Here is a 22,741-nt window from a genome sequence, read left to right on the forward strand (position 1 = left end):
AGTTAACTATCATAAAACTCACGGGCCAGGATGTCCTGAGTAAACGTCTTTCGCAAATAGAATCCGCGCGGACGGGTTTTAATTCGATTACCCTCTTCATCCAGCGCGTCAGTTAACACGCTGCCATTGGCAGCTTTAGGACGAATGTGCAGCGCGTTACCATGGCGCGCGGTAATCGCCTCCACGTTGCCTAACAGGATAAGTTCGGTCAGCTCCTCCCAGTCCTGTTGCAATAACCGGTCTTCCTCTGCTGAGGGGGTCCAGAAAAATCCTGTCGCAACACGGCGTTGTGCCAGTGGAATTTGCCGGTCACCTTCAAGCGGAAGCCACAGCACCATTTGCAATTTATTACGTACACTGGAGGTTTGCCAGGTGACACCGGGCTGAGGCAAAAGCGGCGCAAAGCAGACATACGTTGTCTCAAGCGGCTTTAACGCGGCATCAATTGGAATGGTTTTCAGTTCAATGCCTAGTTCCGGGAAGTCCTGCTGTGGCTTTGACCCTGCCGTGGCCCCCAGCCATAATTCCAGCAGCATGCCCGGCCAGCCTTTATGACGCTGCAGGTTGTCAGGAATAGCGACGTCAGCCATCGAGGCCAGATCGCCCAGCGTCAGGCCAGCTATTCGATGGCAACGCTCAAGCAGTTCATCAGGGGAGGACGGAGGCGTCCGTGGTGGCTGCATACTTTCCTCATTAGTTACTATGCACCGGCGCAGTATATCAGCAACTGCAACCGGCTGCTTTGCCTGTCAGAGGACGGTATACTTGGCGTGTTCTTCAGCGTGATCCGGTGTTCATTGTAAACACCATAATCCTGCTTCTGAACAGCCCCCGCGTTACAGGCAAATTATTAATGCTTTGAATGCTCAGCAGTTTATGGTCAAATGCCAGAATAGAAAAGTTTATCGTGCCCGGGAGTCTACGTGATAGATGCCGACGGATTCCGTGCGAATGTGGGCATAGTGATTTGCAACAAAATGGGTCAGGTATTTTGGGCAAGGCGTTATGGTCAACATTCATGGCAGTTTCCTCAAGGCGGAATTGATGAAGGGGAAACTGCAGAACAAGCGATGTATCGGGAGCTTCATGAGGAAGTAGGGTTAACGCCAAAAGACGTGACCATACTTGGCGTAACGCGCAACTGGTTACGCTATAAATTGCCGAAACGGTTGATTCGGCAGGGAAGTAACCCGGTATGTATCGGACAAAAACAAAAGTGGTTTTTACTGCAACTGGACTGCAATGAAAAAGATGTCGATGTACTGAAAACCGGCCACCCGGAGTTTGATGACTGGCGATGGGTTAGTTACTGGTATCCCATTCGTAATGTGGTTTCGTTTAAGCGCGACGTCTACCGACGTGTGATGAAGGAGTTTGCGGGAACCGCAATGCCTGTGCATCAGCGTCATCACAATCAGACTTCGAAACGTCAGCGTAAGCGCAGGCGCGGCTAGGAGGTTAAGGTGGGACAAGACGCCGGTAAAGGGAATATGCTGACGACGCTGAAAAGCATCGTGCAGGAGATTAACCAAATCCCGCAGCTGGAAAAAGCGTTGTTCCGTCTGGCTACCCGCGTTAAACAAACCATGCAGGTGAACTCCTGCTCAATCTACCTGGCGGATTACGAAAACCAGGAGTTTATCCTTAAAGCCACTGACGGCTTGCATCCTGATGCCGTCGAACAGGTGCGTATCGGATTTTCCGAAGGGTTGATTGGCCTTGTAGGTCAGCGCGAAGAACCTCTGAATATCGAAAATGCGCACCAGCATCCCCGCTTCAAGCACTACCCCGAAGTTAAAGAAGAAAACTACAACGCCTTTTTAGGCACCCCGATTATCCATCAGCGAAAAGTGCTGGGGGTAATCACCATGCAGCAGCAGGATATGCGTCGATTCAGCGAAGACGAAGAAGCCTTTCTGGTCACGCTGGCGGCGCAGATTGCGCTGGAAATCACCAATGCTGAAATTCGCGGTGCACTGACCAACAGCACGTCGCTGGATCATCTACCGAAACAAAAAAATGTTCGCGGTATTGCTGGCTCGCCGGGTCTGGCGATTGGCCTCGGGTTTGCGCCGGAGCGAAAAATCGATCTGCGGGACTGGGTAGTACGCCATTCGAACAATGCAGAAAAAGAAATTCAGATATACCGCAAGGGTGTGGAAATTACCCGCGAGCATGTCGACAATCTTTCAGACAGGCTGGATAAAAATATACCTGATGATGTGAAGTCAATATTTCAGCTTTATCATCACTTGCTGGATGCAAACAGCCTTGGTCGTGAAGTCGAGGCGAAAATCAAAGAGGGGTGGGATGCGGCGTCTTCTCTGAAGATGGTAGTAGAGGCCTATGCTGCTCGCTTTGAAGCGATGGAAGACCCGTATATGCAGGAGCGGGCTATTGATATCATTGATTTATCAAACCGGATCCTGACCAACATTCTTATTGAGTCGCGCGGTCACACCATTATCGAGCGACAGGCGACCTGCGACAGTATCCTGGTGGCGCAAGAAGTGACCGCTACCATGCTAGCTGAATTTCCGCGCGATAAGCTCAAAGGTATTTTGTCCATTCGCGGCTCAAACAACTCCCATGCGGCAATTCTGGCCCGTGCTATGGGTGTACCGGCGGTTATGGGGTGTCAGAATGTGTCGCCGGCGCTACTCGAAGAGAAAGAAATTTTACTGGATGGCTATTCGGGTGAAGTGATTGTTGCGCCAGAGCGCAATATCCGCAATGAGTTTATTCAGCTTATTGAAGAAGAAAAAGCGATATCCGAGCGCATCAACGCCGATAGCGACAAGGCCTGTGAAACCTCAGATGGCTGCCGCGTAGCGCTGTATATCAACGCCGGACTTTCGGCCGAGGTTGAGCTGCATGCTGGTGCCGGTGGCGATGGCATCGGACTGTACCGTACAGAAATTCCTTTTATGCTGCGCGAGCGCTTCCCTTCAGAGAAAGAGCAGGTGCAGCTTTACCGACAGGTACTTGAGTCATCACCGGATTTGCCTATCACAATGCGTACCCTGGATGTTGGCGGCGATAAGCCACTACCGTACTTTCCGATTAACGAGGAGAACCCGTTTTTAGGATGGCGCGGGATCCGTCTTACACTGGACCATCCGGAAATTTTTCTGGTGCAGATACGGGCGATGTTACGCGCCAGCATCGGCATGAAGAATTTGCAGATCATGCTGCCCATGATTTCTTCCGTAGGCGAAGTGCTGGAAGCACGCCGGCTTATCGACCAGGCATTCTATGAGATCAGTGACGAGGTTCAGCTTACGCAGGAAACACTGGTACGGCCTAAACTGGGTATAATGCTGGAAGTCCCTTCGGTGCTGTATCAGCTACCACAGCTGGCGCGCCACGTTGATTTCTTTTCAGTAGGCAGTAACGATTTGACCCAGTATCTTCTGGCCGTTGATCGAAACAATACCCGCGTTGCCAGCCTGTATAATGCCTACCATCCCGCTGTGCTAAGCGCTTTGTACGATATTGTCAGGCAATCCAATCAAAATCAGGTGCCGGTGACAGTGTGTGGTGAAATTGCCGGCGAGCCTGGTGGTGCAATCCTGTTACTGGGGATGGGGTATCGTAAACTCAGTATGAATGCATTTAACCTTCGCAAAATAAACTGGCTAATTCGCAATGTCAGCCTGCCTGAATGCAAAAGCCTGCTTTCCTGTGCGTTAACGTCAGATTCACAGGAACAGGTGTTTACGCATATCAATCAGTATCTTGAGGAAAAAGGGCTGGGTGGCTTAGTGCGCGCCGGAGCATAGAGTATTTCGTAGGTGCGGCAGCTAAACCTGCAAAGGCGCACGCTACGTGAGTATCTGAAAAATACGGCCTGAACGAGTTACGACGTCCACTGGATTTTCCGCTTACATGTTGCCAGAGCATGTATAAAGATATTTTTATTTGTATGACTTTTTTGAGTCTTTCGCAAATATCCACTAGCTTTAAAGAGCCGCTTTTTTTAAGGAATGAGAAATGCCGCTTTTTCGCAAAAAAACAAAGCACGCAGTGCAACCGGACCCTCTGACAATCGAAAGAACAGATAATTTCCTCGCTATTGTCGCTCACATGGGAATGATTGCGTTTGATGTTAATGGCATCATCCTTGATGTCAATGACATGTTCCTGCAAGTTACGGGCTACGAACGAAATGAAGTCATTGGCAAACACCACAAGATGTTTTGCAATCCTTCACTGGTGGCGTCGAAAGACTATGCCCATTTCTGGGATGATCTTAAACAGGGAAAGTCGTTCAAAGGGCAGTTCGAGCGCCGCAATAAAGCAGGTGATACGATCTGGCTTGAGGCCACCTATTTTCCGGTAAAAGATAATAGCGGCAATGTGTTGAGAGTGATAAAACTCGCTTCAGATATCACCCAGGAATACGCCAAAGCAAGAAGTAATGAAGCGCTGCTTAGTTCGCTGGACAGGTCAATGGCGGTGATCACCTTTACCACCGATGGACACATTCTTGACGCCAATGCGAACTTTTTGAGAACCATGAAAGTGACCCTGGATGGCATCAAAGGGAAACATCACAGAATGTTCTGCGATGACGAATTTTACCGCGAAAATCCGGATTTCTGGACATTATTGGCCAGTGGAAAATTCCAGTCAGGTCGCTATCGCAGAATCGATGGACAGCAGCAGGAAATCTGGCTGGAAGCGAGCTACAACCCGGTGTATAACCCCGAGGGTAAAATCGACAGAGTCATTAAGTTTGCTGCTGATATCACTGAAAGAGTGAGAGCGGCGCAGAATGCGATTGAAATGGCTTCAGAAACGTCAGATATAACTTCCCGTTACACAGATGAAGCAATAGCGTCACTCACGATAGCCGAGCAGATTTCGGCAGCCATTCGCAGGCAGGTGACGCAGGCAAATAACAGCAGTCAACAACTCGCCGGACAGGCAACCGATATCCGCGATATTGTCAGTACCATTCGAAGCATTTCAGAGCAAACGAATTTACTTGCACTTAACGCTGCTATCGAAGCCGCCCGTGCGGGTGAGGCTGGGCGCGGTTTTGCGGTTGTCGCCGACGAGGTGCGCACACTGGCAGGACGGGCCAGCGATGCCACACAGGATATCGAGAAGGTGGTGAGTGCCAACGCCGAGCTCATTAACGACATTCATTCACAAATGGAAGACATCGATAAGAGTGCCACAGAAGGGCAGCAGGCTGTGATGTCAGTCTCATCCAATGTCGAGCAGGTAAAGTCCGGGATCCTGTCATTGGTGAGTGCAGTGAAGCAGCTTATCCGATAGCGAAAAGTCGATTATTTGCGCGTTGCTTTGTGGTACGCTACGCGGCAAATAATAAGGACGCGCTAATGGATCCCACAATCATCATCTTCCTGAGCTGTATGGCTATCGGGACAGTTGTCGGTTTACTTGCCGGCATGCTGGGGATTGGTGGTGGGCTGATCATTGTCCCAGCGTTATCTTATCTGATGGTCCATCTCTTACCCTTGTCAGCCGATACCGTCATGCCTATTGCAGTAGCAACGTCGTTATCTACCATCATATTTACCGGGGCGTCGTCTGCCCGCGCGCATTATAAACTCGGGAACCTGAAAAAGGAGCTGGTGGTTGTCACCGGGCTGGGAATTACAGCAGGTGCGATTGTTGGCGCTCAGATTGCCAGCCACATATCAGGCCATCTGCTAAAAAATATTTTTGCCACGCTGGTCATACTCATTGCTGCGCAAATGCTGTTTGGAAAGCGTGAAGCGTCCCGGTTCGCCTACACCCGACCTATTTTAGTCGCAGCTGGCTCAATAACCGGTGTAATCAGTGCGCTGATGGGGATTGGCGGCGGTGCGCTGCTGGTTCCCATGCTGATTTGGTTTCAGGTTAATATGCGTCATGCTATTGGTTGTGCCGCTATCAGTGGGCTTTTTATCGCTATTTTCGGCACAGCAAGCTTTGTGATCGCCGGGTGGAACCGCGCCGGATTGCCTGATTGGTCGATAGGATATGTTTACCTGCCCGCCACTTTTGGTATTGTAGCAACTTCTATGTTTACCGCGAACCTTGGCGCGAAGCTTGGTCAGAAGACGAACACGCGGATTTTAAAGATGATATTGGCGATTTTACTGGTCATCGTCAGTATCCGTATGATTTCAGGAATAGAGTAATTCATGACAGACAGCAGTTATCTGGTTTTTCCCAATATTGATCCGATTATTTTTAGTATCGGTCCGCTGAGTGTGCGCTGGTACGGTGTGATGTATCTTGTCGGCTTTATTGCGGCTTACCTGCTGGCCCACAAACGGCTGGAAAATACCAACTGGTCCAAAGAACAGCTCAGTGACTTGCTGTTTTGGGGATTTGTCGGGGTCATTATCGGTGGCCGGTTGGGGTACGTACTGTTTTATCAGTTCGGCATGTTTCTGGATAATCCGCTGTATTTACTGAAAATATGGAGCGGCGGTATGTCGTTTCATGGCGGTTTGTTAGGAGTGCTTGCCGCGCTCTACTGGCAATCAAAGCGAATGAAGGCGACCTTTCTGGAAGTCGGCGACTTTGTAGCGCCGTTGGTTCCGATTGGTTTAGGCGCAGGCCGCATTGGTAATTTTTTAAATGCAGAGTTATGGGGACGAACCACCGACGTGCCCTGGGCTATTATTTTTCCGGGCGCAGGCGGCGAGCCGCGCCACCCGTCACAGTTGTATGAGTTCGCCCTTGAAGGCGTCCTGTTATTTATTATCTTGTGGCTGTATTCTGCAAGACCGCGTCCGGTAGGTGCTGTCAGTGGGCTGTTTTTATTAGGTTACGGAATCTTCCGCTTCATTGTAGAATATTTCCGCGAACCTGACGCGCACATCGGTTTATACCAGATGGGCCTGAGCCAGGGACAACTTTTATGTTTGCCGATGATAGCTCTGGGGGGATGGTTACTATTCCGGGCCTATCGTCAGGGCGCAAAACCTGTCACAAAAACAACAACGAAATAGACAAACGCCATGAAAGAATATTTGCAACTAATGCGACACGTCAGAGATAACGGCGTGAAAAAGGAAGACCGCACCGGCACCGGAACGCTGAGTGTCTTTGGCTATCAGATGCGCTTTGATTTGGCACAGGGGTTTCCCCTCGTGACCACCAAAAAATGCCACCTGAAGTCAATCATTCACGAGTTGCTGTGGTTTCTGAAAGGCGAAACGAATATCTCTTATCTTAAAGAGAACGGCGTGTCTATTTGGGATGAATGGGCTACCGATGAAGGTGAACTGGGTCCGGTATACGGGCATCAGTGGCGCTCATGGGATGCCGGCGACGGCACCACGGTGGATCAGATTAGCGATGTCATTGAACAAATTAGAACCAACCCTGACTCGCGTCGGCTGATAGTAAGCGCGTGGAATCCATCAGTGCTTCCCGACACCCGTTATTCGCCCAAAGAAAACGCCGCGATGGGGAAACAAGCATTACCACCGTGTCATACCATGTTCCAGTTCTATGTACTTAACGGCAAACTGAGTTGTCAGCTATATCAGCGAAGTGGTGATATTTTCTTAGGGATCCCGTTCAACATTGCCAGTTATGCGTTGCTTACCATGATGGTGGCACAGGTTTGTGATCTTGAGCCCGGTGAGTTTATTCATACGCTTGGCGATGCGCACCTGTACTCTAATCACCTGGAGCAGGTCGAAACACAACTTTCCCGCGAACCTTACCCGCGTCCGGTTATGAAAATGAACCCGGAGGTGAAAGATATCTTCGGTTTTTCATTCGGCGACTTTACGCTGGAAGGCTATCAATCACACCCCCATATCAAAGCGCCTGTAGCGATTTAGGGGCAGACGATGACAACACCTGTACTTATCTGCGATGATTCCAGCTTCGCGCGCAAACAAATGTCGCGGTCAATTCCTGATGGCTGGGATGTAGACGTTTCCTTTGCGGGGAATGGGGAAGAAGCGCTGCGCCTGATCCGGGAAGGAAAAGGCGACATAATGTTTCTGGATCTCAATATGCCGGTAATGGATGGCTACGAGACCATGAAAATAATCCGCGAGCAGGATTTGCCCTGTCTCGTCATTGTGGTTTCCGGAGACGTGCAGCCCGAAGCGCGCGATAGAATGGTAGGCATGGGGGCACTCGACTTCATCCGCAAGCCGATTGATAACGACAAGCTGACTTTACTGCTGAATCAATATGGTATTTACAGCGGCGACAGCAAGGCCGAAAAGCGCGCCGAGCCGGTGGTATCTCAACAATCAGCGAGTACGGAAGACAAGCTGGATGCATACCGCGAGCTGGTCAATGTGGCAATGGGAAGAGCCGGTGAAAACCTGGCGAAGTTAATGGGCGAGTTCATCGATCTGCCTATTCCCAATGTAAATCTCATTGAAACCAACGAGCTGCACATGGCCATTGCGGAAATTAACCATAATGAGAGTGTTTCTGCCGTTTCTAAAGGGTTTATGAACGCCGGCATAAAAGGCGAAGCGCTGGTAATTTTTAATGATACCAACGCTGCCAATATCGTCGAGTTGCTGCGTTATGATTCCTCTCACGCTTCACAGCAGCTGGAGCTTGAGGCACTAATGGATGTGTCAAATATCCTGATTGGCGCGTGTTTAAATGCACTCTCAGACCAGCTCAACGTGCACTTCAGCCACTCACACCCTATTCTGCTTGGGCGCCATCAGGGCCTGGATGCCCTGCTAAACGGCAGCGTCTCGCGCTGGAACAAAATTATGGCGGTAGAAATCGGGTACGCTATAAAAAGCCGTGATATTCGCTTTGACCTGTTGTTGTTATTCCCGGATGAAGCTATGGAAAGAATTTATTCCCGGTTGGTTGAAGAGGAGGAGGGCGTATGACCGTGCCTTCGGAAATTGCCAGAATGCACTGGCAACATGAGCTGCTCAGTTCTATCGAAGTGGGGATCGTGGTGCTCGATAAAGATTTCAGAGTGGAAGTCTGGAATCAGTTTATGGAAAACCATTCCGGTATATTGCCCAGCCGTATTTGTGAAACCTCCTTATTTGGTCATTTTCCGGAAATTGACGAACAGTGGCTGCGTGCCAAAGCTGACCCGGTTTTTTCACTGAAAACGCCGGTGTTTGTGATATGGGAGCAGCGCGCACACCTGTTTCGGTTCGGCAGCAACCGGCCAATTACCTCCGACTCTGACTACATGTACCAGAACGTCACGATGTTTCCGCTCACGTCTACCACCGGCGAAGTCGAGCGAATGTGTATGCTGGTTTACGATGTTACCGATCAGGCGTTAGGAAAACGCCGGGTTGAGCGCCTGAACGACGAACTGAAAGTAATGAGTCGGGTTGATGGCCTGACCGGGTTGTATAACCGTCGTTACTGGCAGGAACGCTTCGACTACACCTTCAAACTGGCCAAGCGCCGGAGTAAGCCGATCACCGCTATGATGCTGGATATCGATCATTTCAAACGAGTGAACGATACCTACGGCCATCAGGCTGGCGATAAGGTCATTCAGGCGCTGGCGAGCGTGATCAAGCGTTGTGTGCGCGAAACCGATCTGGCAGGACGATACGGCGGTGAGGAGTTTGCCATCATCCTTACTGATACCCAGGAAGAGGGCGCAAAGAAGGTCGCTGAACGCATTCGTAAGCAGGCCGAAGAAACGCTAGTGGAACATGAAGGACAGCAAATCAGTTTCACGGTCAGTCTGGGACTGGCTGAGTACAGCAGTGAGTGCACGTCGTCGATGGCATGGCTGGAGCTGGCCGATCAGGCGCTGTACGACGCTAAGCAAAATGGCCGGAACCAGTATCGGATCCGTCGTCAACATTAGTCAGGCGCTGTCAGCGCTACCGATAACATTACCTGACAGCACCTCACCTTATAGCTGCAGTGATAAGGCCAGCCTCAGTGTATTCTTAAGCTCCTGATACGAAACCGGCTTCACCAGATGATAACGTACGCCAGCCTCCCGTGAGGCTTTTTTGTCGGACTCGTAAGCGTTAGCAGTGGCGGCCACTATGGGGATTTCCAGTCCGGACTCGCGCGCCACTCTGGCGACATCCAGACCATTCATATCGGGCAAGTTTATGTCCAGTAATATCAGGTCAAACGTGTTATTTTTGAGCATCACCAATGCCTCGTCACCAGTTAGTGCGAGCATGGTGTGATAGCCGAGATTACTCAGCATGTTATTCATAATTTCTGCATTAATAGGCTCATCTTCTACTACCAGAATGCGTTTCCCGCTGGGCAGACTGTTGCGCTGGTAACGGGGTGACGCCAGTTGCCTTAACGTATCAGTAAACCGTGCGCGGTCGACAGGCTTAAGGAAAACCTGCCAAGCTGAAATATGGCTATTGGCGATAATATTGGCGATTTCCGGTGTTGCTGACATCATGATGAGTGGCGGCGTCTTCTCGCCAAATATTGCAGAGACGGTTCTGGCCAACTCGACCCCGCTGATCCCCGGCATATAGAAGTCAGCGATAATTGCGGTGTAACTCAGCACGCGTTCATGCTGAGCAAGAAGCTCGGAACCAGATTTAAAACATTCTGCTTTATACCCCTCACTTTGTATCAGGTTACTCAGATATTGCCTGCTGATTTCAAGATCATCAATAATCGCGAAGGTAGCATTGGTTTTAGCGACTGCCTGTATCGGCTTTTCTTTGACAGGCTTCAGAGGAACGGTAATGGTAAATTCACTGCCTAACTCTATCTGACTCGACAGGGTAATGTTGCCACCAATATTCTGTAATTGCTGGAGTGCAACGGTCAGCCCGATGCCTGCACCCGGATATTGCCGGTTTGACGGCGCGTCGCACTGGTAAAAGCGCTCGAAAATCTTCTCCTGATACGCCTCATCAATACCGATGCCACTATCGGTCACCGAGATTGTTAGCAGGAACTCTCCCTGAAGCACCTTAATCTCAAGTGAAACACCAATAAAGCCTTTCTCGGTAAATTTCACTGCGTTATCAAGCACATTCTTCAGGGCCTTGCTGATCTCCACAGGATGCCCCTTGACGTAATGAGGGAGTGGGGTGCGACAACGCATACTGAATTCAAGTTGTTTCGCCCGGCATTGTGCAGAGACGGGCGCGATACACTCCTCCATAAGCTTAATCAGGTCGAACTGAATTTTTTCAGATAGGGGTACCTGATTGGTAACGCCGATGATGTCCACAAGATTATTGGTCATGGTTAACAGGCGGTAACACGCCTGTTCGGCTTGCTGTATCAGCTCACTCTGCTTCGAGCGCATATTGGGTATAAGTTCCAGAGCACCAATCATGGCGCTGATAGGAGTACGGAATTCGTGACTCACTTTGGACAGAAAGTCTGCTTTTATCTGGTGCGCCATATTTGCATTGGCGCGCTCTTGCTCTGCGGCCTTCTGTGCGTCTTCCTTGGCCGCAAACTGTGCAAGCACAATCCGCTCCAGAGGGCGAAAGAGAAAAAACACCGCGCCTAACATTGCTAACAACAATGTTATCCATACCAGTGCTTCGGCCCATCGCTCCTGCTCTAGGCGCTCACTCAGCATGGACTCGTAAAGAAAAACGGCTCTGTCCAGGCGGTCCAGTAAGCGCAGGGTCGCCTCTGCGGTAGGCAGTTGCGTGTCCGAAAGTTCAACTGAAGGTGTTTCAGATATCCGCATGGCGCGGGCGGCATAGCGTTTTACTACGACATCCAGTGAGGTCAGGCCATCGAAGTAATGCTGCTGCAACTCGGGAGTCAGCGATAACGCTTCTCCGTGAAACAGTGCCGCGCCAGACAGAATCGCATGGTTCTCCAAAAACAGGTCGACACGTTGCTTTAACTCCTTTTTAAGAACGTTTTGCTTGTCAGGCGAAGACTCGTTAACCAACATAAACGTTAACAACGCAATTCGCTGCGACAGCATGCGCTGCATACCGGCTTTGTTTATCACGCCGGGAAGCACGGCATTAGATGCTGAGTGGAATTGAGAGTAGGCGAAAAACACCGTCATTAACAATGCAATCACGGTTAATGCGATAGCGTAAGTCCGGGTAATTTTTTTGCGAAGCCTGTCGCTGGAATCCATATTGTATCGGTCCTGATACCACCTCACACAGCGGCTGTGATAGTAAAGGGGAGACCAAACTGAACAACCCCAAGGGCTGTCACTGATTGTTTGATAGCCGTTGTTAAGATTGCCTGTCTGTGGAGGTTTTCCTGAAAGTTGCTCGTCGTCCTTAGAAGATAGAGGTATTTGGCGACGTTTGCCAATACTTTACTTACTGCGTTGCTATCAAGCAGGAAGCGCGCTTACAACATCATCTTTTGATGAGGAGCTGAGGCAGAATTGTTCCGCCTGTCTGCAGACGCTTCACGCGTGATGGCTCCTTATGGATCTGTCTCCTCAGTACACGACGGCAGAGGAAGTGCGTTCTCCAGCAGCGTCATTTGGGCAGGTCGGTTAGCCCTCAGCCTTTGCTACCTTTGGTGTTGACTGCGCTTCAAGCCTGATCACATGATGCCTGATGGCGCGTAAGAACAGCAGGCTCGGGATCACCATAAGCGCAGTAAGAATAAAGAACGCGCTCCAGTTGCCGTCAAGACCGTCGACGATAAATCCGCTGCCAGAGGCCAGCAAGGTTCTGCCAGCCACGCTCAACGACGCCATCAATGCGTATTGCGATGCGCTGAACGCCCGGTTACACAATAAAGAAATAAAGGCCACCATGGCAACGGCACTCCATGCCGCGGTAAACCCATCGACTATCACCGTTGCTGCAAACAATGTCTTGCTGGGACCTGCCTGCGCCATCCACGCAAACATCAGGTTGGAGGCCGCCATCGCGATGCCAGCTATCATCAGTCCGCGGTAAATGCCATAACGAATATTTACCATGCCGCCGATTAGCGAAAAGACAATCGTCACCCACCAGTTAAGCAGTTTGGACAAGCTGCCTATCTCTGAGTTGCTGAATCCAATTTCTTTATAAAACACGATACTCATTCTGCCCAGAAACGCTTCGCCAATTTTGAACAGAAAGATAAACAGCAGCATAGACAGCGCAATTTTCACGCCGTTACGCGTGAAAAAGTCGCGGAAAGGCTCCACGAGGGTCACCATGATCCAGCTTGTGAGCTTAATTATCGGGGTACGCCTGCGGTCACCCAACATGGCATTGTATCTGTTAATTGCTTCCTGGTGCGCTGCATCACGGTCTACGTCAGGCTCTTTTGCGAAAAAGGTCGCAGCGGTAAGCGCAAGCATAATTACGGCCAGCATCAGATAGATTTCAGGCCAGTACCAGCCGGAGCTGTCAGCCATGAAAAACGGAATGGCCCCAAGCCCGCCGTAACCGGTCCACCAACCGGCGGTTGCCAGTGATGATGCTGCTGACAGTTTGTCTTTTTCATCCTCGTTGATAACGTCAATACGGTAGGCATCAATCGCGATATCCTGCGTAGCGGAGAACACAGCCAGTATCAGCCCGGTAACCGCCATGCTAAAGAGGGCCTGCTGAGCATTAAGCTGCGACATCACCACGCAGCAGACGGCGATCCCCAGCTGTAAGAGACTTATCCAGCCGCGCCGCTGACCCAGCCATAGCGGTTTAATTCTGTCGAGCAGCGGCGACCATAAAAAGTTAATCGAATACACCGCAAATATTGCGCCGAACAGACCGATGGCGGAGCGAGACAAGCCTTCGTCTTTTAACCAGGCAGACATGACCGACCCAATCATGACCCATGGAAAACCACTGGAAATACCAAACAGAAAAACGCTGAGCAAACGCCGGTCACGAAAAGATTTTAAGGTGTGCAGCAAAACAGAAAACCAATGGTTAATTTACTGTATTGGATCACGTATCAGCGTTGGGTGCAACCAATGCGTGAACGGAGAGTCGCAGGCAACAAAGTCGTATTGATAACGTGCTCTGAGTACGAAAAAGGATTGCCTGGCGGATTGCTGTTTAACGCCTGGAACACAATAGACAACGTGTTGCTATGCGGGAGCGCTCCTGAATAATGGAGCGATGCTGCGAAAGTCGTGTTTTTGCCGAAGTCGGGGCGATTCAGTAAAGCCGGTGCAAGTTAAAGAGTTTGTGTTGCTAGCACCAGGTGCGGAGACTGATCTGACATGAAAGATTGAAAACGGAAAAGACGTGATACAGCAGAAGGGGATTAGTTGTTAGTCCTGTTGTCTTCAAGGGAGCAATAATGCCACCGGAACCGGTGTCAGGGGCGAATACCAATACAGTCGAACGGGCAGATACCTTTTCCTTCAAGATATAACGTGCAGTTTGCCAGTTCTTCTACCAGGTAATTGTCATATTTTAGTTTTTCTTCAGGCCAGTAATGTGTCTGATGAAGTAAATGCCAGAATACGCGTTCTCTCTGAGTATAGGGATATTCCAGTGAGTATTCGACTTGTGCCCACTCTTCCAGCGTGTCCCAGAAAAACAACTCTAATTCGCTGAACGGGAGTTCACCCTCCCAGAATGCTCGCAGATAGAAGCAGAGTTGCTGGGCCTTATGTTTGATGAAGGGTTCAACTTTCACGAGATTACTGCCTGCTTGCCTTATCTTCACTTTATTATAGTCGGGGCTGTTAGTGATTGCGTTGTCACTCTAACAAATTAGTCGGAGGATAATGAATTTGCTAGAAAAAAAATCTTCAGAGATGATTAAGTTTGACTTAAAATTTGGTGGGTTACCAGCCTAAGTGACTGATCCAGCCGTAGATCTCACCGCTTAACCAGTTAACAAAAGGCGTGTTGGCGGCCTGCCCGGTGGCTGTGAGTGTGGACATAGAGCCAAGTCGGCGCTGGCGATACTGCAACTTAAGCGCTGTTTGGGCGGCGTGCAAACGCTCGGAAGTAGTCAGTGCTTCCCACTGGTTTACCTCTGGGAGACTGATATCCAGTATGGGAAAACCGCTTTGCGCAATGTGTTGCGGGATATTCTCATTGATTTCCCGTTGTGGCCAGAATGGAACCAGCGTGACCAGCGAGTCAGGAGGCGCGATCTTACCTTCATTCGCTGCGCTCAGTATCTGCGCTGCGGTCATGCCGCTGGCAACGACGATCCTGAAGCCTTTGTGCGAGCTGATATGGTTTGAGATAGCCCCCATAAGCAATGTGGTCTGTGTTGTTGACGCCTCAAAGTTAACCGCCGGGGTCAAAATGTCCTGCATCGGATGAAGTGCAGTGGTCGCCGCGGCTGCGTTGTTAGTGGTCTCCTCGTCAGTATCAGGCGATACCGGCGCTGCTGAGGGGCGCGCGTTTACCAGCAACGAGGGGCTTATCAGCGTATGCCAGCCTTTATCATTTAACTGTTGTGCAAGCTCACAGGCTGACGCCAGGTTTAGCGCCTGATTGCCTTCATTGACCAGAATAACGATAACCCCGCGGGCAAGTGGCAGCGTGGAATCTGAGTACAGAATGGGAACCGATTCTTCCCCAACCAGCAGCGTGTCATAGTCTTCCGGGAAAAACTGTCTGGCAACATCTTCTACGCGCAGGCTTGCCGTCGCATTTCTTGTCGGATCAAGAAACATGACAAGCGCAAAAAGTGTGAATAGAAAGTGCTTCAATGCTGCCTCTGAACTGCCATAACGCTACCTTACTTTTTATCGCCTGCAGAACCGAAAACTGTAGTCAAAATTGCAGCCCTTCGAACGCAAACGTTGGGGCGGTGTGGTTACGGATTATAAATTAATGGCCGGGAGTGCCTGCGGTACGCCAAACATACAGGCTCAGGCAAAGGGGGACGCACTTTCAAATGTCAATGGGGTGTCAGTAACGGGGTGGCTGAGGCTCAGACGCAGCGCGTGAAGCTGTAAGCGCGGGGCGAGAGCTAATGCATCATCATGGGCGTACAGCCGGTCACCAAGAATAGGGTGGCCCAGTGACAGCATATGTACCCGTAACTGATGTGAACGCCCGGTGACCGGATAGAGGGCGACGGTGGTAATGCCATCAGCACAGTGAAGAATTTCGTAGCGGGTGAGTGCCGGCTTGCCCCGTTCGTGGTCTACCATTTGCTTTGGCCGGTTCGGCCAGTCGCAGATAAGCGGTAAATCAATTTCACCCTCAGGTGCTTCAACGTCACCGTAAACCCGTGCAACGTAAGTTTTGCGGGTCTCGCGTTTTTCAAACTGCCTTGAAATATGACGATGGGCATCTTTGGTTAGTGCCATAACCATCAAGCCGGACGTGGCCATGTCGAGCCGGTGTACCACCGTCGCGGTGGGAAACACCCGCTGGACACGACTGATAAGGCAGTCTTTGTGCTCTTCAGCTTTTCCCGGCACGCTTAGCAGGCCGCTTGGCTTGTTAAGCACCACCATGGCGTCGTCCTGGTAGATAATCTCCAGATACGGTGACTGCGGTGGCCGGTACACAAAATCCGGGTTTGCCATGACTGCGCTCTCTTACTGGTTTGGGTGATTAAGGGTTATTCACCACAATACGAAGCGCATCAAGCTGCACATCTGCCTGCTGAATTGCTTTATCCAATGCCTGTTGCTGGCGTTCGATAAATTCAATTTCACTGTCACGTACCGCCGGGTTACGTTTTTGCAGGTCACGTAAACGCTGAACATCGTTTTCAAGGGTTTTGTGCATAGCGTTTAGGGCATCATGCTGAACCTGATTGCTGCGCTGATGCGCCAGCTTGCGCGCAGTCTCAAGATGCAGCGATAACGGCTGATGCAGCGCCTTGGTGAGCTGTTGCGAAATTTTCCGGCCAATAGGGCGATGGATATCAAATTCCAGGTCGACCTCGCGACCTTGCGCATCCAGACAAATTCGTACCGGCGTTTGCGGCAGGAAGCGGCCAAGTTGCAGGCTTTTGGGCGCATTGGCGTCAAGCACAAACAGAGCTTCCAACCAGTAAGCGCCTTTGGGCAGGTCGGGCTCTTTGATGAAGCCCATACTGGCTTTGCCGTTGACGTCAGTGAGGATCATATCAATGGCGTTGTGTACCAGCGGGTGGTCCCAGCTTAAGTAGTGCACGTGCTCCAGCGTCGTTGCCGCGCGCCGCTTGTATGTCACTGTCATCCCTTCAGGATCCAGCCCAGGCAGTTGCGATACCATCGATTCTGTCGGACGCAATAGGAAACAGTCATTCCCCTGTTCTTCCTGCTGAACGCCGATCGCATCGAACATCCGGCCCATAAACCGTGACAGGTCCTGTGCGCTGTCCAGCTCAATGATCGATTCCAGTAACCCTTCGACGCGGCCTTCTCCAGAGGCATTTAATTCAAGCAGACGGTCGCGACCTTCTTCAAGGCGGGTTTTGAGTTGGTGATTAATGGTCTGGCTGGCTTCAATCAGCTCTTCACGGGCAATAATGTCATCGGGTTGCAGGCACACGCCAAGTAACTGCGTCTGAACCTGTTCGTAAACGCCTGCACCGGTCGGACAGGTGTTCTCGAAAGCACCCAGGCCTTCGTGGTACCAGTCAAGAAGCACATGCTGTGCGGTGTCTTCCAGGTACGGTACGTGAATTTGAATATCCTGTTGCTGACCTATCCGGTCCAGACGGCCAATCCGCTGCTCCAGCAAATCCGGTGTCATTGGCAAATCAAAAAGTACCAGATGATGAGCAAACTGGAAGTTACGGCCTTCACTGCCTATCTCACTGCACAGTAGAATTTGTGCACCATCTTCTTCTTCAGAGAAGTAGTGGGCGGCTTTGTCACGCTCTACTATGCTCATGCCTTCGTGAAAAACGCTGTGACGAATGCCGGTTTGCTGGCGGATCACTTCGCCGAGCTGTTGTGCGGTGACAGCACTGGCACAGATCAGCAGCACTTTTTCCGGTTTGACCGAAGGCAGAAACTCCAGTAACCAGCTGACACGCGGGTCGATCTGAGTCCAGCTGGATACCAGAGCTGGCTGACGTTCAGGGTAGAGTGCGTCAATTAAGTCGGTGTTGGTGACAACGCTTTCGTATGCCTGTGGAATCGGAAGCGGGTAACTCACAAGCTGGCGCTGCGGAAAGCCTTCAATGTTGGCCCGGCGGTTACGGAATAACAGCCGCCCGGTGCCGTGGCAATCGATTAGCTGGTGCAGTAAAGCATCACGTGCGTCTGCGTCGGTTAAATCGCCCGCGTGCTGCATGACATCCGGGGCCAGTGCTTCTAAGGCTTTGCGTTGCTTCGCGTCTGGCTCTGCATCCGATAACAGCGGTGCCACCGCATCGGCTAACTGACTGTATCTGGACTCCTCTTCCAAAAAGGCGTTGTAGTCGTGAAAGCGGGCAGGATCAAGCAGTCGCAGGCGGGCAAAGTGGCTTTCATGGCCCAGCTGGTCTGGCGTTGCTGTTAGCAGCAGTACTGACGGTGTGCTCTCAGCCAGCGCCTCAATACACTGATATTCTTCAGAAGGCGCTTCAGGTGACCAGGCGAGGTGATGAGCCTCGTCCACTACCAGCATATCCCAGTCGGCGGCAAGCGCCTGTTGTAAGCGTTTCGGATGCTGACTCAGTAAATCCAGGCTGCAGAGCACCAGTTGATCATTGTCAAACGGGTTGCCGCCTTCCTCGTCAAGCGCCTCACAACGACTTTCGTCAAAAATAGAAAAGGCCAGATTTACCCGGCGCAGCATTTCAACCAGCCATTGGTGCAGCAAGGAGTCAGGTACGGCTATCAGCACACGGGAGACTTTGCCGGTTTTGATTTGCTGGTGGATAATAAGGGCAGCTTCAATGGTCTTACCCAAGCCTACCTCGTCTGCCAGTAACACGCGTGGCGCATGACGACTGCCCACTTCTGAGGCAATATGCAACTGGTGCGGAATAAGTTCGATGCGGGCTCCCGCCAGACCAATCGTATCTGATTGCAGGTAATCATACTGATGACGCAGAGAGTTAAGGCGCAAATCGAACCATTTGGGTTTATCCAGCTGGTTATTGAAAAGCCGTTTTTCCGGTTGGTTCAGACGAATATGATGATCCAGCAGCGTTTCGGACAGTCGCACATCGGCTTTGGTATCTTCACGCAAACCGTGATAGATGATAACACCCTGATTTTCTTCCACTTCTGAAACGGTCAAAGACCAGCCATCCTGGCTCTTCACCGTCTCGCCGGGCTCGAATGTCAGACGCGTGAGTGGGGCTTCCTGCTTGGTATAAATACGGCTTTCTCCGGTCGCCGGGAACAGCATTTCGACGGATCGGAAATCGACACTAATTACCGCACCAAGACCCAACTCAGTCTCAGTATTACTTAACCAGCGCTGACCCACCGAAAATGGTTTTTCTGTACTCATATTTCACCTACCTGACAAACGGGGGGCGGTATTGTACGCATTGCGACGTGAACTGAAAAGCGCTGCGTGAAAAGCGTTGTCGGCGCAACTCGCCCGGTAAGGCCTGTCATCCTCCGGATTGTCGTGGCCGGATCCACCGTTATGGCCTTGCGCAAAAGACGATATGACATCAAAAAAGCAAAACCGCGGGTTGTCTCACGTCACCGTCAAACACAGATACCACGGGTTGCCACGCTGAAGCATCCGGTCGCGATAATACGCTTTGTTGAGTGTAGCACAGCAAATTAATGGCACCGGTTTGAGGCCCACAGCTTTTCCAGGCGTCGGGTTGGCAGATTTTGGTTATTAAAATGTTTGATTTGCTGAAGGGTCTGACATATCGCTGTACGTGCTGCTTCGACCCGTATAGCGCGTTGCGATTCGGTAATGCTACTATCTTCAAATGCTCGAATTAACGCCTCATGGTGTGTCGCCAGCGTGGCATTCATGGCTGTAAGTAGCTCGTCATCAATCACTTGACTGACCACTTTGGTGCCGGTTTTCAACGGCGACGCCGCACGCTCTCCGGCTTTTCTCAGCGTACTTTTCTTTACCGCGCGTTGGTCCTGTCGTGCGACATAATAAGCCTGCACAAGTGTACCCAGTGCGCTGATACCTGCGACGAGTAAACCTGCTATATCCATTGTAATTTCTCTTTCTGGCAACCGCGTCTGAGTATCATGCCGCAATGAAGGTAAATGTAAACTGTCGTTCGTATGGCAGAGTGCAGATGCGTGTTAGTAATCATGGGATACAAAAATTTTTAAGAAAAAAAGTGCGAAGGGACGAAAACTGGATTATGGTGGAATTGAAAGTCGACGCGACACGGAGTGGTAGTCCGACTCGACCGGTATCCTCTCCAAAGCGAGACTCTTGATTGCACGTCAGCAGTTAGGCGGGCCTGGTTTTACACACTGGAGCGACGGATGCCACGACAAAAATCCACAGATACCAAGATCTACGTCTTAGACACCAACATCCTGCTACACGAACCTCACGCATTTTTATCCTTTAAAGAGCACGACGTTGTCGTTCCGATGACGGTGCTTGAAGAGCTTGATTACATCAAAGACAGTAAAAAAGATGTTGCCCGCGATGCGCGCGTGTCGATTCGCGCGATGGAAGATTTACTTCATGAGGCGACACCGGAAGATATGCTCGCAGGGGTATCGATGGAAGGAATGGGGGCGGGAGAAACCGCACCAACAGGATGTCTGTCTATTTTTACTGACCTCACGATGGCTGAGTCACAGCAGGTTTTTACCAGCAACGAGAATGATAATCGCATCATTAATGTTGCCCTGCATTTGCAAAAGACCTACGCCCCCCAGCAAGTGGTGCTGGTAACCAAAGATATCAATATGCGCCTGAAAGCAAAAGGGGCGGGACTGGCTCATGTTGAAGACTATCGTACCGATCAGCTGATCAGCGACATCAAGTATCTTTCCAAGGGGTATCATACTTTTGAGGGGAATTTCTGGGAGCAGGTAAAAAGTGTCGACAGTCGTACAGAAGGGCGCGATACCATTCACACCGTGCCCCGTTCTGTGTTGCCGGAAGCTTACGTCAATGAATTCCTGCTTGACGATACTAAGCAGTTCGCCGGCCTTGTCGAGGCAAAAACTGAAGAGTCACTGGAAGTGCTGGATTTGGGCTACGACAGGCTGATGGGTCGTCATGCCTGGGGAATTACGCCAAAGAATATTGGGCAGGCACTGGCGCTGCATTCGTTATTAGACCCGCACATTGATCTTGTGATCCTCACCGGGCCTGCGGGCAGCGGTAAAACCTTACTGGCACTGGCGGCGGCCCTGGAAATGGTGGTAGAGCGAAACATGTACGATAAAATTATCGTGACACGCAGTACGCCTGAAATTGCCGAGTCAATTGGTTTCCTGCCAGGCACCGAAGAGGAAAAAATGCTGCCATGGCTGGCGGCGATTACCGATTCGCTGGAAGTGCTGCACAAGCATGATGAGAACACGAAAGGCTCGATGAGCTATATCATGGAAAAGGCCAATATCCAGTATAAATCGGTTAACTTTATGCGCGGTCGCAGCATTCAGAATGCCATTGTGATCCTCGATGAGTCGCAGAACCTGACCGCATCTCAGCTGAAAACGATCATCACCCGCTGTGGTGAAGGAACCAAGCTGATTGTTGGTGGTAACCTTGCACAAATTGACAGTAATTACCTAAGTGCCGTTACCTCAGGTCTGACGTATCTGGTGGAGAAGTTTAAGGACTTTTCTGGCAGTGCGACCATCAATCTGGACGGCGTAGTGCGCTCAAGGCTGGCAGAGTTTGCCGAAGAGCAGCTATAACCGCAATTAAGAAACCGTACAGGCAATGTGAAAAGCGCCGCGATAGTCGCGGCGTTTTTTGTTTTTAATATAGCAATTCCTTTTTTCTCTGAGCTGAGCACACATTAATACCGGTTGGTATTCCACTACCTATTCTGAAAGGTAACCGTTACTGAATTGTTTCAAGTGTATAACGGCGGTTGGCGATTGCCATCGTGGTATCGGGTGACACCTTACCAAAGGGCAGTAACGCCGGCCCTGTGGGGTCAAACATCACGTAGGTTATGCCGTTTTGCTTTATGGTTTTGTCGCCTGCTCGTGGCGGCAGAGCGATCCCCAGAAGCGCATGTTCTTCCAGCAGTACCAGCACCATCGGAGTAGAAGGCAAAAAGGCGCGCACAATTGAGGCGGTCAGCACCGCTTTGCTGTCACAGTCACCTTTGTTCTGGGACAACAGCGTAAATGGCGGTGAGAAACCGGAACCATGACTTTCAGAGCGATCTTCTAGGGTATTGTAGGGAATATTCTGCACCCAGCCGAGCAACAGGTTCATGTAATGGCGGGCGTCTGAATTCTGTTGCAGTTGCTCATAAAACGCCTGCGATAAGGGAATTAGCGCCATGGTGCTTTCACGAATGTAGCGTACGTGGTCAGGCTTGATCGCTTCCTGATTCAGCGGTGTCAGGTATTCTGTATAGTAATGCTTATCAAGATAGTCGTTAAAGGCGGTGTTTTTTGCACTGCTTAACTGTTCCTGGACATCCGCAATAATAGCATCACTGGCAGCGCGCACACCTACCTGAATTTCATCGCCGCGCTGCTGAACATTAACGCGCGCAACCCTCGGGTCGATATCCCGGGCAGCTTTGGTCATCTCTACAGCTACGTAGCGCTGAGCAATGTCCGGGCGGTAGCTGGTTTGCTGAAGCGGAATATCCTGTAGCGCTTCTCGTTCTAGCGCAAACTGAATGGCCTGCTGCTCTCCCTGTTCATCCAGCCAGACGTATTCAAACTGATACTGCGTGTCAGTATTAAGTCGTTTGAACAGGCGTTGCTGGGCCGCTGTCGTAAAAGACAGCATCAGCGCACTCGTGGCAAGTAGCCCCAGGTGCAACAGGCGGGGAGAAATCCAACGTTGCATAGCCTCATTATGGATAGACTATGGGA

18 protein-coding genes and 1 pseudogene are annotated in these 22,741 nt (G+C 50.8%); 10 read left to right on the forward strand and 9 right to left on the reverse strand.

Translation table 11 applies throughout. The annotated features are described in order from the left end of the window. Nucleotides 1–2: 2 nt before the first annotated feature. On the reverse strand, nucleotides 3–683 hold the full coding sequence (gene mutH, locus JKP77_RS12740) for a DNA mismatch repair endonuclease MutH (protein WP_218311617.1): 681 nt from the start codon (nucleotides 681–683) through the stop codon (nucleotides 3–5). A 240-nt stretch (nucleotides 684–923) separates the two neighbouring features. Here mutH and rppH point away from each other — a divergent pair, with 240 nt between their 5' ends. The 9 genes and pseudogenes from rppH (at nucleotide 924) to JKP77_RS12780 (ending at nucleotide 9,808) form a co-directional block, all read left to right on the forward strand. Beyond that, nucleotides 924–1,454 carry an RNA pyrophosphohydrolase gene (rppH, locus tag JKP77_RS12745; protein ID WP_218311618.1) on the forward strand — a complete coding sequence of 177 codons (531 nt, stop codon included), beginning with the start codon at nucleotides 924–926 and terminating at the stop codon, nucleotides 1,452–1,454. Between the two features lie 36 nt (nucleotides 1,455–1,490). Next, nucleotides 1,491–3,782, forward strand: a complete 2,292-nt coding sequence (gene ptsP / locus JKP77_RS12750) for a phosphoenolpyruvate--protein phosphotransferase (protein WP_218311691.1) — start codon at nucleotides 1,491–1,493, stop codon at nucleotides 3,780–3,782. Nucleotides 3,783–4,086: 304 nt separating this feature from the next. After that, nucleotides 4,087–4,767 (forward strand): annotated as a pseudogene (locus JKP77_RS22755) (PAS domain-containing protein); the annotation flags it as partial. 21 nt (nucleotides 4,768–4,788) lie between these two features. Continuing rightward, the gene (locus JKP77_RS22760; RefSeq protein WP_246601202.1) at nucleotides 4,789–5,286 is read left to right on the forward strand and encodes a methyl-accepting chemotaxis protein; all 498 of its coding nucleotides are present in this window, start codon (nucleotides 4,789–4,791) and stop codon (nucleotides 5,284–5,286) included. A 65-nt stretch (nucleotides 5,287–5,351) separates the two neighbouring features. After that, the gene (locus tag JKP77_RS12760; RefSeq protein ID WP_218311620.1) at nucleotides 5,352–6,158 is read left to right on the forward strand and encodes a sulfite exporter TauE/SafE family protein; all 807 of its coding nucleotides are present in this window, start codon (nucleotides 5,352–5,354) and stop codon (nucleotides 6,156–6,158) included. A gap of 3 nt (nucleotides 6,159–6,161) precedes the next feature. Then, nucleotides 6,162–6,977: a prolipoprotein diacylglyceryl transferase gene (gene lgt, locus JKP77_RS12765; RefSeq protein ID WP_218311621.1), complete on the forward strand. Its 816-nt coding sequence runs from the start codon at nucleotides 6,162–6,164 to the stop codon at nucleotides 6,975–6,977. A 9-nt stretch (nucleotides 6,978–6,986) separates the two neighbouring features. Then, nucleotides 6,987–7,820 carry a thymidylate synthase gene (locus JKP77_RS12770; RefSeq protein ID WP_218311622.1) on the forward strand — a complete coding sequence of 278 codons (834 nt, stop codon included), beginning with the start codon at nucleotides 6,987–6,989 and terminating at the stop codon, nucleotides 7,818–7,820. A gap of 9 nt (nucleotides 7,821–7,829) precedes the next feature. Next, nucleotides 7,830–8,852, forward strand: a complete 1,023-nt coding sequence (locus tag JKP77_RS12775; RefSeq protein ID WP_218311623.1) for a response regulator — start codon at nucleotides 7,830–7,832, stop codon at nucleotides 8,850–8,852. Continuing rightward, nucleotides 8,849–9,808 (forward strand): sensor domain-containing diguanylate cyclase, encoded by a 960-nt coding sequence (locus JKP77_RS12780; RefSeq protein WP_218311624.1) that lies wholly within the window; start codon nucleotides 8,849–8,851, stop codon nucleotides 9,806–9,808. Before JKP77_RS12775 ends, JKP77_RS12780 begins: the two co-directional genes overlap by 4 nt. A gap of 48 nt (nucleotides 9,809–9,856) precedes the next feature. Here JKP77_RS12780 and JKP77_RS12785 read toward each other — a convergent pair whose 3' ends face one another. The 7 genes from JKP77_RS12785 to JKP77_RS12815 form a co-directional block, all read right to left on the reverse strand. After that, nucleotides 9,857–12,046, reverse strand: a complete 2,190-nt coding sequence (locus tag JKP77_RS12785; protein ID WP_218311625.1) for a response regulator — start codon at nucleotides 12,044–12,046, stop codon at nucleotides 9,857–9,859. 375 nt (nucleotides 12,047–12,421) lie between these two features. After that, nucleotides 12,422–13,783, reverse strand: a complete 1,362-nt coding sequence (locus tag JKP77_RS12790; RefSeq protein WP_218311626.1) for an AmpG family muropeptide MFS transporter — start codon at nucleotides 13,781–13,783, stop codon at nucleotides 12,422–12,424. A gap of 410 nt (nucleotides 13,784–14,193) precedes the next feature. Further along, complete coding sequence (locus JKP77_RS12795; protein WP_218311627.1) at nucleotides 14,194–14,517, reverse strand: hypothetical protein; 324 nt, start codon at nucleotides 14,515–14,517, stop codon at nucleotides 14,194–14,196. A 151-nt stretch (nucleotides 14,518–14,668) separates the two neighbouring features. Beyond that, entirely contained in the window at nucleotides 14,669–15,550 is an 882-nt protein-coding gene (locus JKP77_RS12800) for a DUF3530 family protein (RefSeq protein WP_218311628.1), read from the reverse strand. 162 nt (nucleotides 15,551–15,712) lie between these two features. Continuing rightward, the gene (gene rluA, locus JKP77_RS12805) at nucleotides 15,713–16,378 is read right to left on the reverse strand and encodes a bifunctional tRNA pseudouridine(32) synthase/23S rRNA pseudouridine(746) synthase RluA (protein ID WP_218311629.1); all 666 of its coding nucleotides are present in this window, start codon (nucleotides 16,376–16,378) and stop codon (nucleotides 15,713–15,715) included. A gap of 28 nt (nucleotides 16,379–16,406) precedes the next feature. After that, nucleotides 16,407–19,232, reverse strand: coding sequence for an RNA polymerase-associated protein RapA (gene rapA / locus JKP77_RS12810; protein WP_218311630.1), 2,826 nt, complete (start codon nucleotides 19,230–19,232; stop codon nucleotides 16,407–16,409). Between the two features lie 284 nt (nucleotides 19,233–19,516). Beyond that, nucleotides 19,517–19,915 (reverse strand): hypothetical protein, encoded by a 399-nt coding sequence (locus JKP77_RS12815; protein ID WP_218311631.1) that lies wholly within the window; start codon nucleotides 19,913–19,915, stop codon nucleotides 19,517–19,519. Nucleotides 19,916–20,197: 282 nt separating this feature from the next. Here JKP77_RS12815 and JKP77_RS12820 point away from each other — a divergent pair, with 282 nt between their 5' ends. Next, nucleotides 20,198–21,595 (forward strand): PhoH family protein, encoded by a 1,398-nt coding sequence (locus JKP77_RS12820; RefSeq protein ID WP_218311632.1) that lies wholly within the window; start codon nucleotides 20,198–20,200, stop codon nucleotides 21,593–21,595. Between the two features lie 148 nt (nucleotides 21,596–21,743). On the opposite strand, the gene JKP77_RS12825 is transcribed toward JKP77_RS12820, so the two are convergent. After that, entirely contained in the window at nucleotides 21,744–22,715 is a 972-nt protein-coding gene (locus JKP77_RS12825; RefSeq protein ID WP_246601200.1) for a hypothetical protein, read from the reverse strand. Nucleotides 22,716–22,741 lie beyond the last annotated feature (26 nt).

The sequence above is a fragment of the Alteromonas antoniana genome (genome assembly GCF_019249295.1).
GTDB classification, from domain to species: Bacteria; Pseudomonadota; Gammaproteobacteria; order Enterobacterales; family Alteromonadaceae; genus Alteromonas; species Alteromonas antoniana.

Bases quoted from the DNA above. Each gene is read 5' to 3' on its own strand.
- JKP77_RS12760 (WP_218311620.1), top strand. From the start codon at position 5,352: ATGGATCCCACAATCATCATCTTCCTGAGCTGTATGGCTATCGGGACA.
- JKP77_RS12780 (WP_218311624.1), top strand. From the start codon at position 8,849: ATGACCGTGCCTTCGGAAATTGCCAGAATGCACTGGCAACATGAGCTG.
- JKP77_RS12815 (WP_218311631.1), bottom strand. From the start codon at position 19,915: ATGGATATAGCAGGTTTACTCGTCGCAGGTATCAGCGCACTGGGTACA.
- JKP77_RS12770 (WP_218311622.1), top strand. From the start codon at position 6,987: ATGAAAGAATATTTGCAACTAATGCGACACGTCAGAGATAACGGCGTG.
- mutH (WP_218311617.1), bottom strand. From the start codon at position 683: ATGCAGCCACCACGGACGCCTCCGTCCTCCCCTGATGAACTGCTTGAG.
- ptsP (WP_218311691.1), top strand. From the start codon at position 1,491: ATGCTGACGACGCTGAAAAGCATCGTGCAGGAGATTAACCAAATCCCG.
- rluA (WP_218311629.1), bottom strand. From the start codon at position 16,378: ATGGCAAACCCGGATTTTGTGTACCGGCCACCGCAGTCACCGTATCTG.
- JKP77_RS12820 (WP_218311632.1), top strand. From the start codon at position 20,198: ATGCCACGACAAAAATCCACAGATACCAAGATCTACGTCTTAGACACC.
- lgt (WP_218311621.1), top strand. From the start codon at position 6,162: ATGACAGACAGCAGTTATCTGGTTTTTCCCAATATTGATCCGATTATT.
- JKP77_RS12825 (WP_246601200.1), bottom strand. From the start codon at position 22,715: ATGCAACGTTGGATTTCTCCCCGCCTGTTGCACCTGGGGCTACTTGCC.
- JKP77_RS12785 (WP_218311625.1), bottom strand. From the start codon at position 12,046: ATGGATTCCAGCGACAGGCTTCGCAAAAAAATTACCCGGACTTACGCT.
- JKP77_RS22760 (WP_246601202.1), top strand. From the start codon at position 4,789: ATGGCTTCAGAAACGTCAGATATAACTTCCCGTTACACAGATGAAGCA.
- rapA (WP_218311630.1), bottom strand. From the start codon at position 19,232: ATGAGTACAGAAAAACCATTTTCGGTGGGTCAGCGCTGGTTAAGTAAT.
- JKP77_RS12775 (WP_218311623.1), top strand. From the start codon at position 7,830: ATGACAACACCTGTACTTATCTGCGATGATTCCAGCTTCGCGCGCAAA.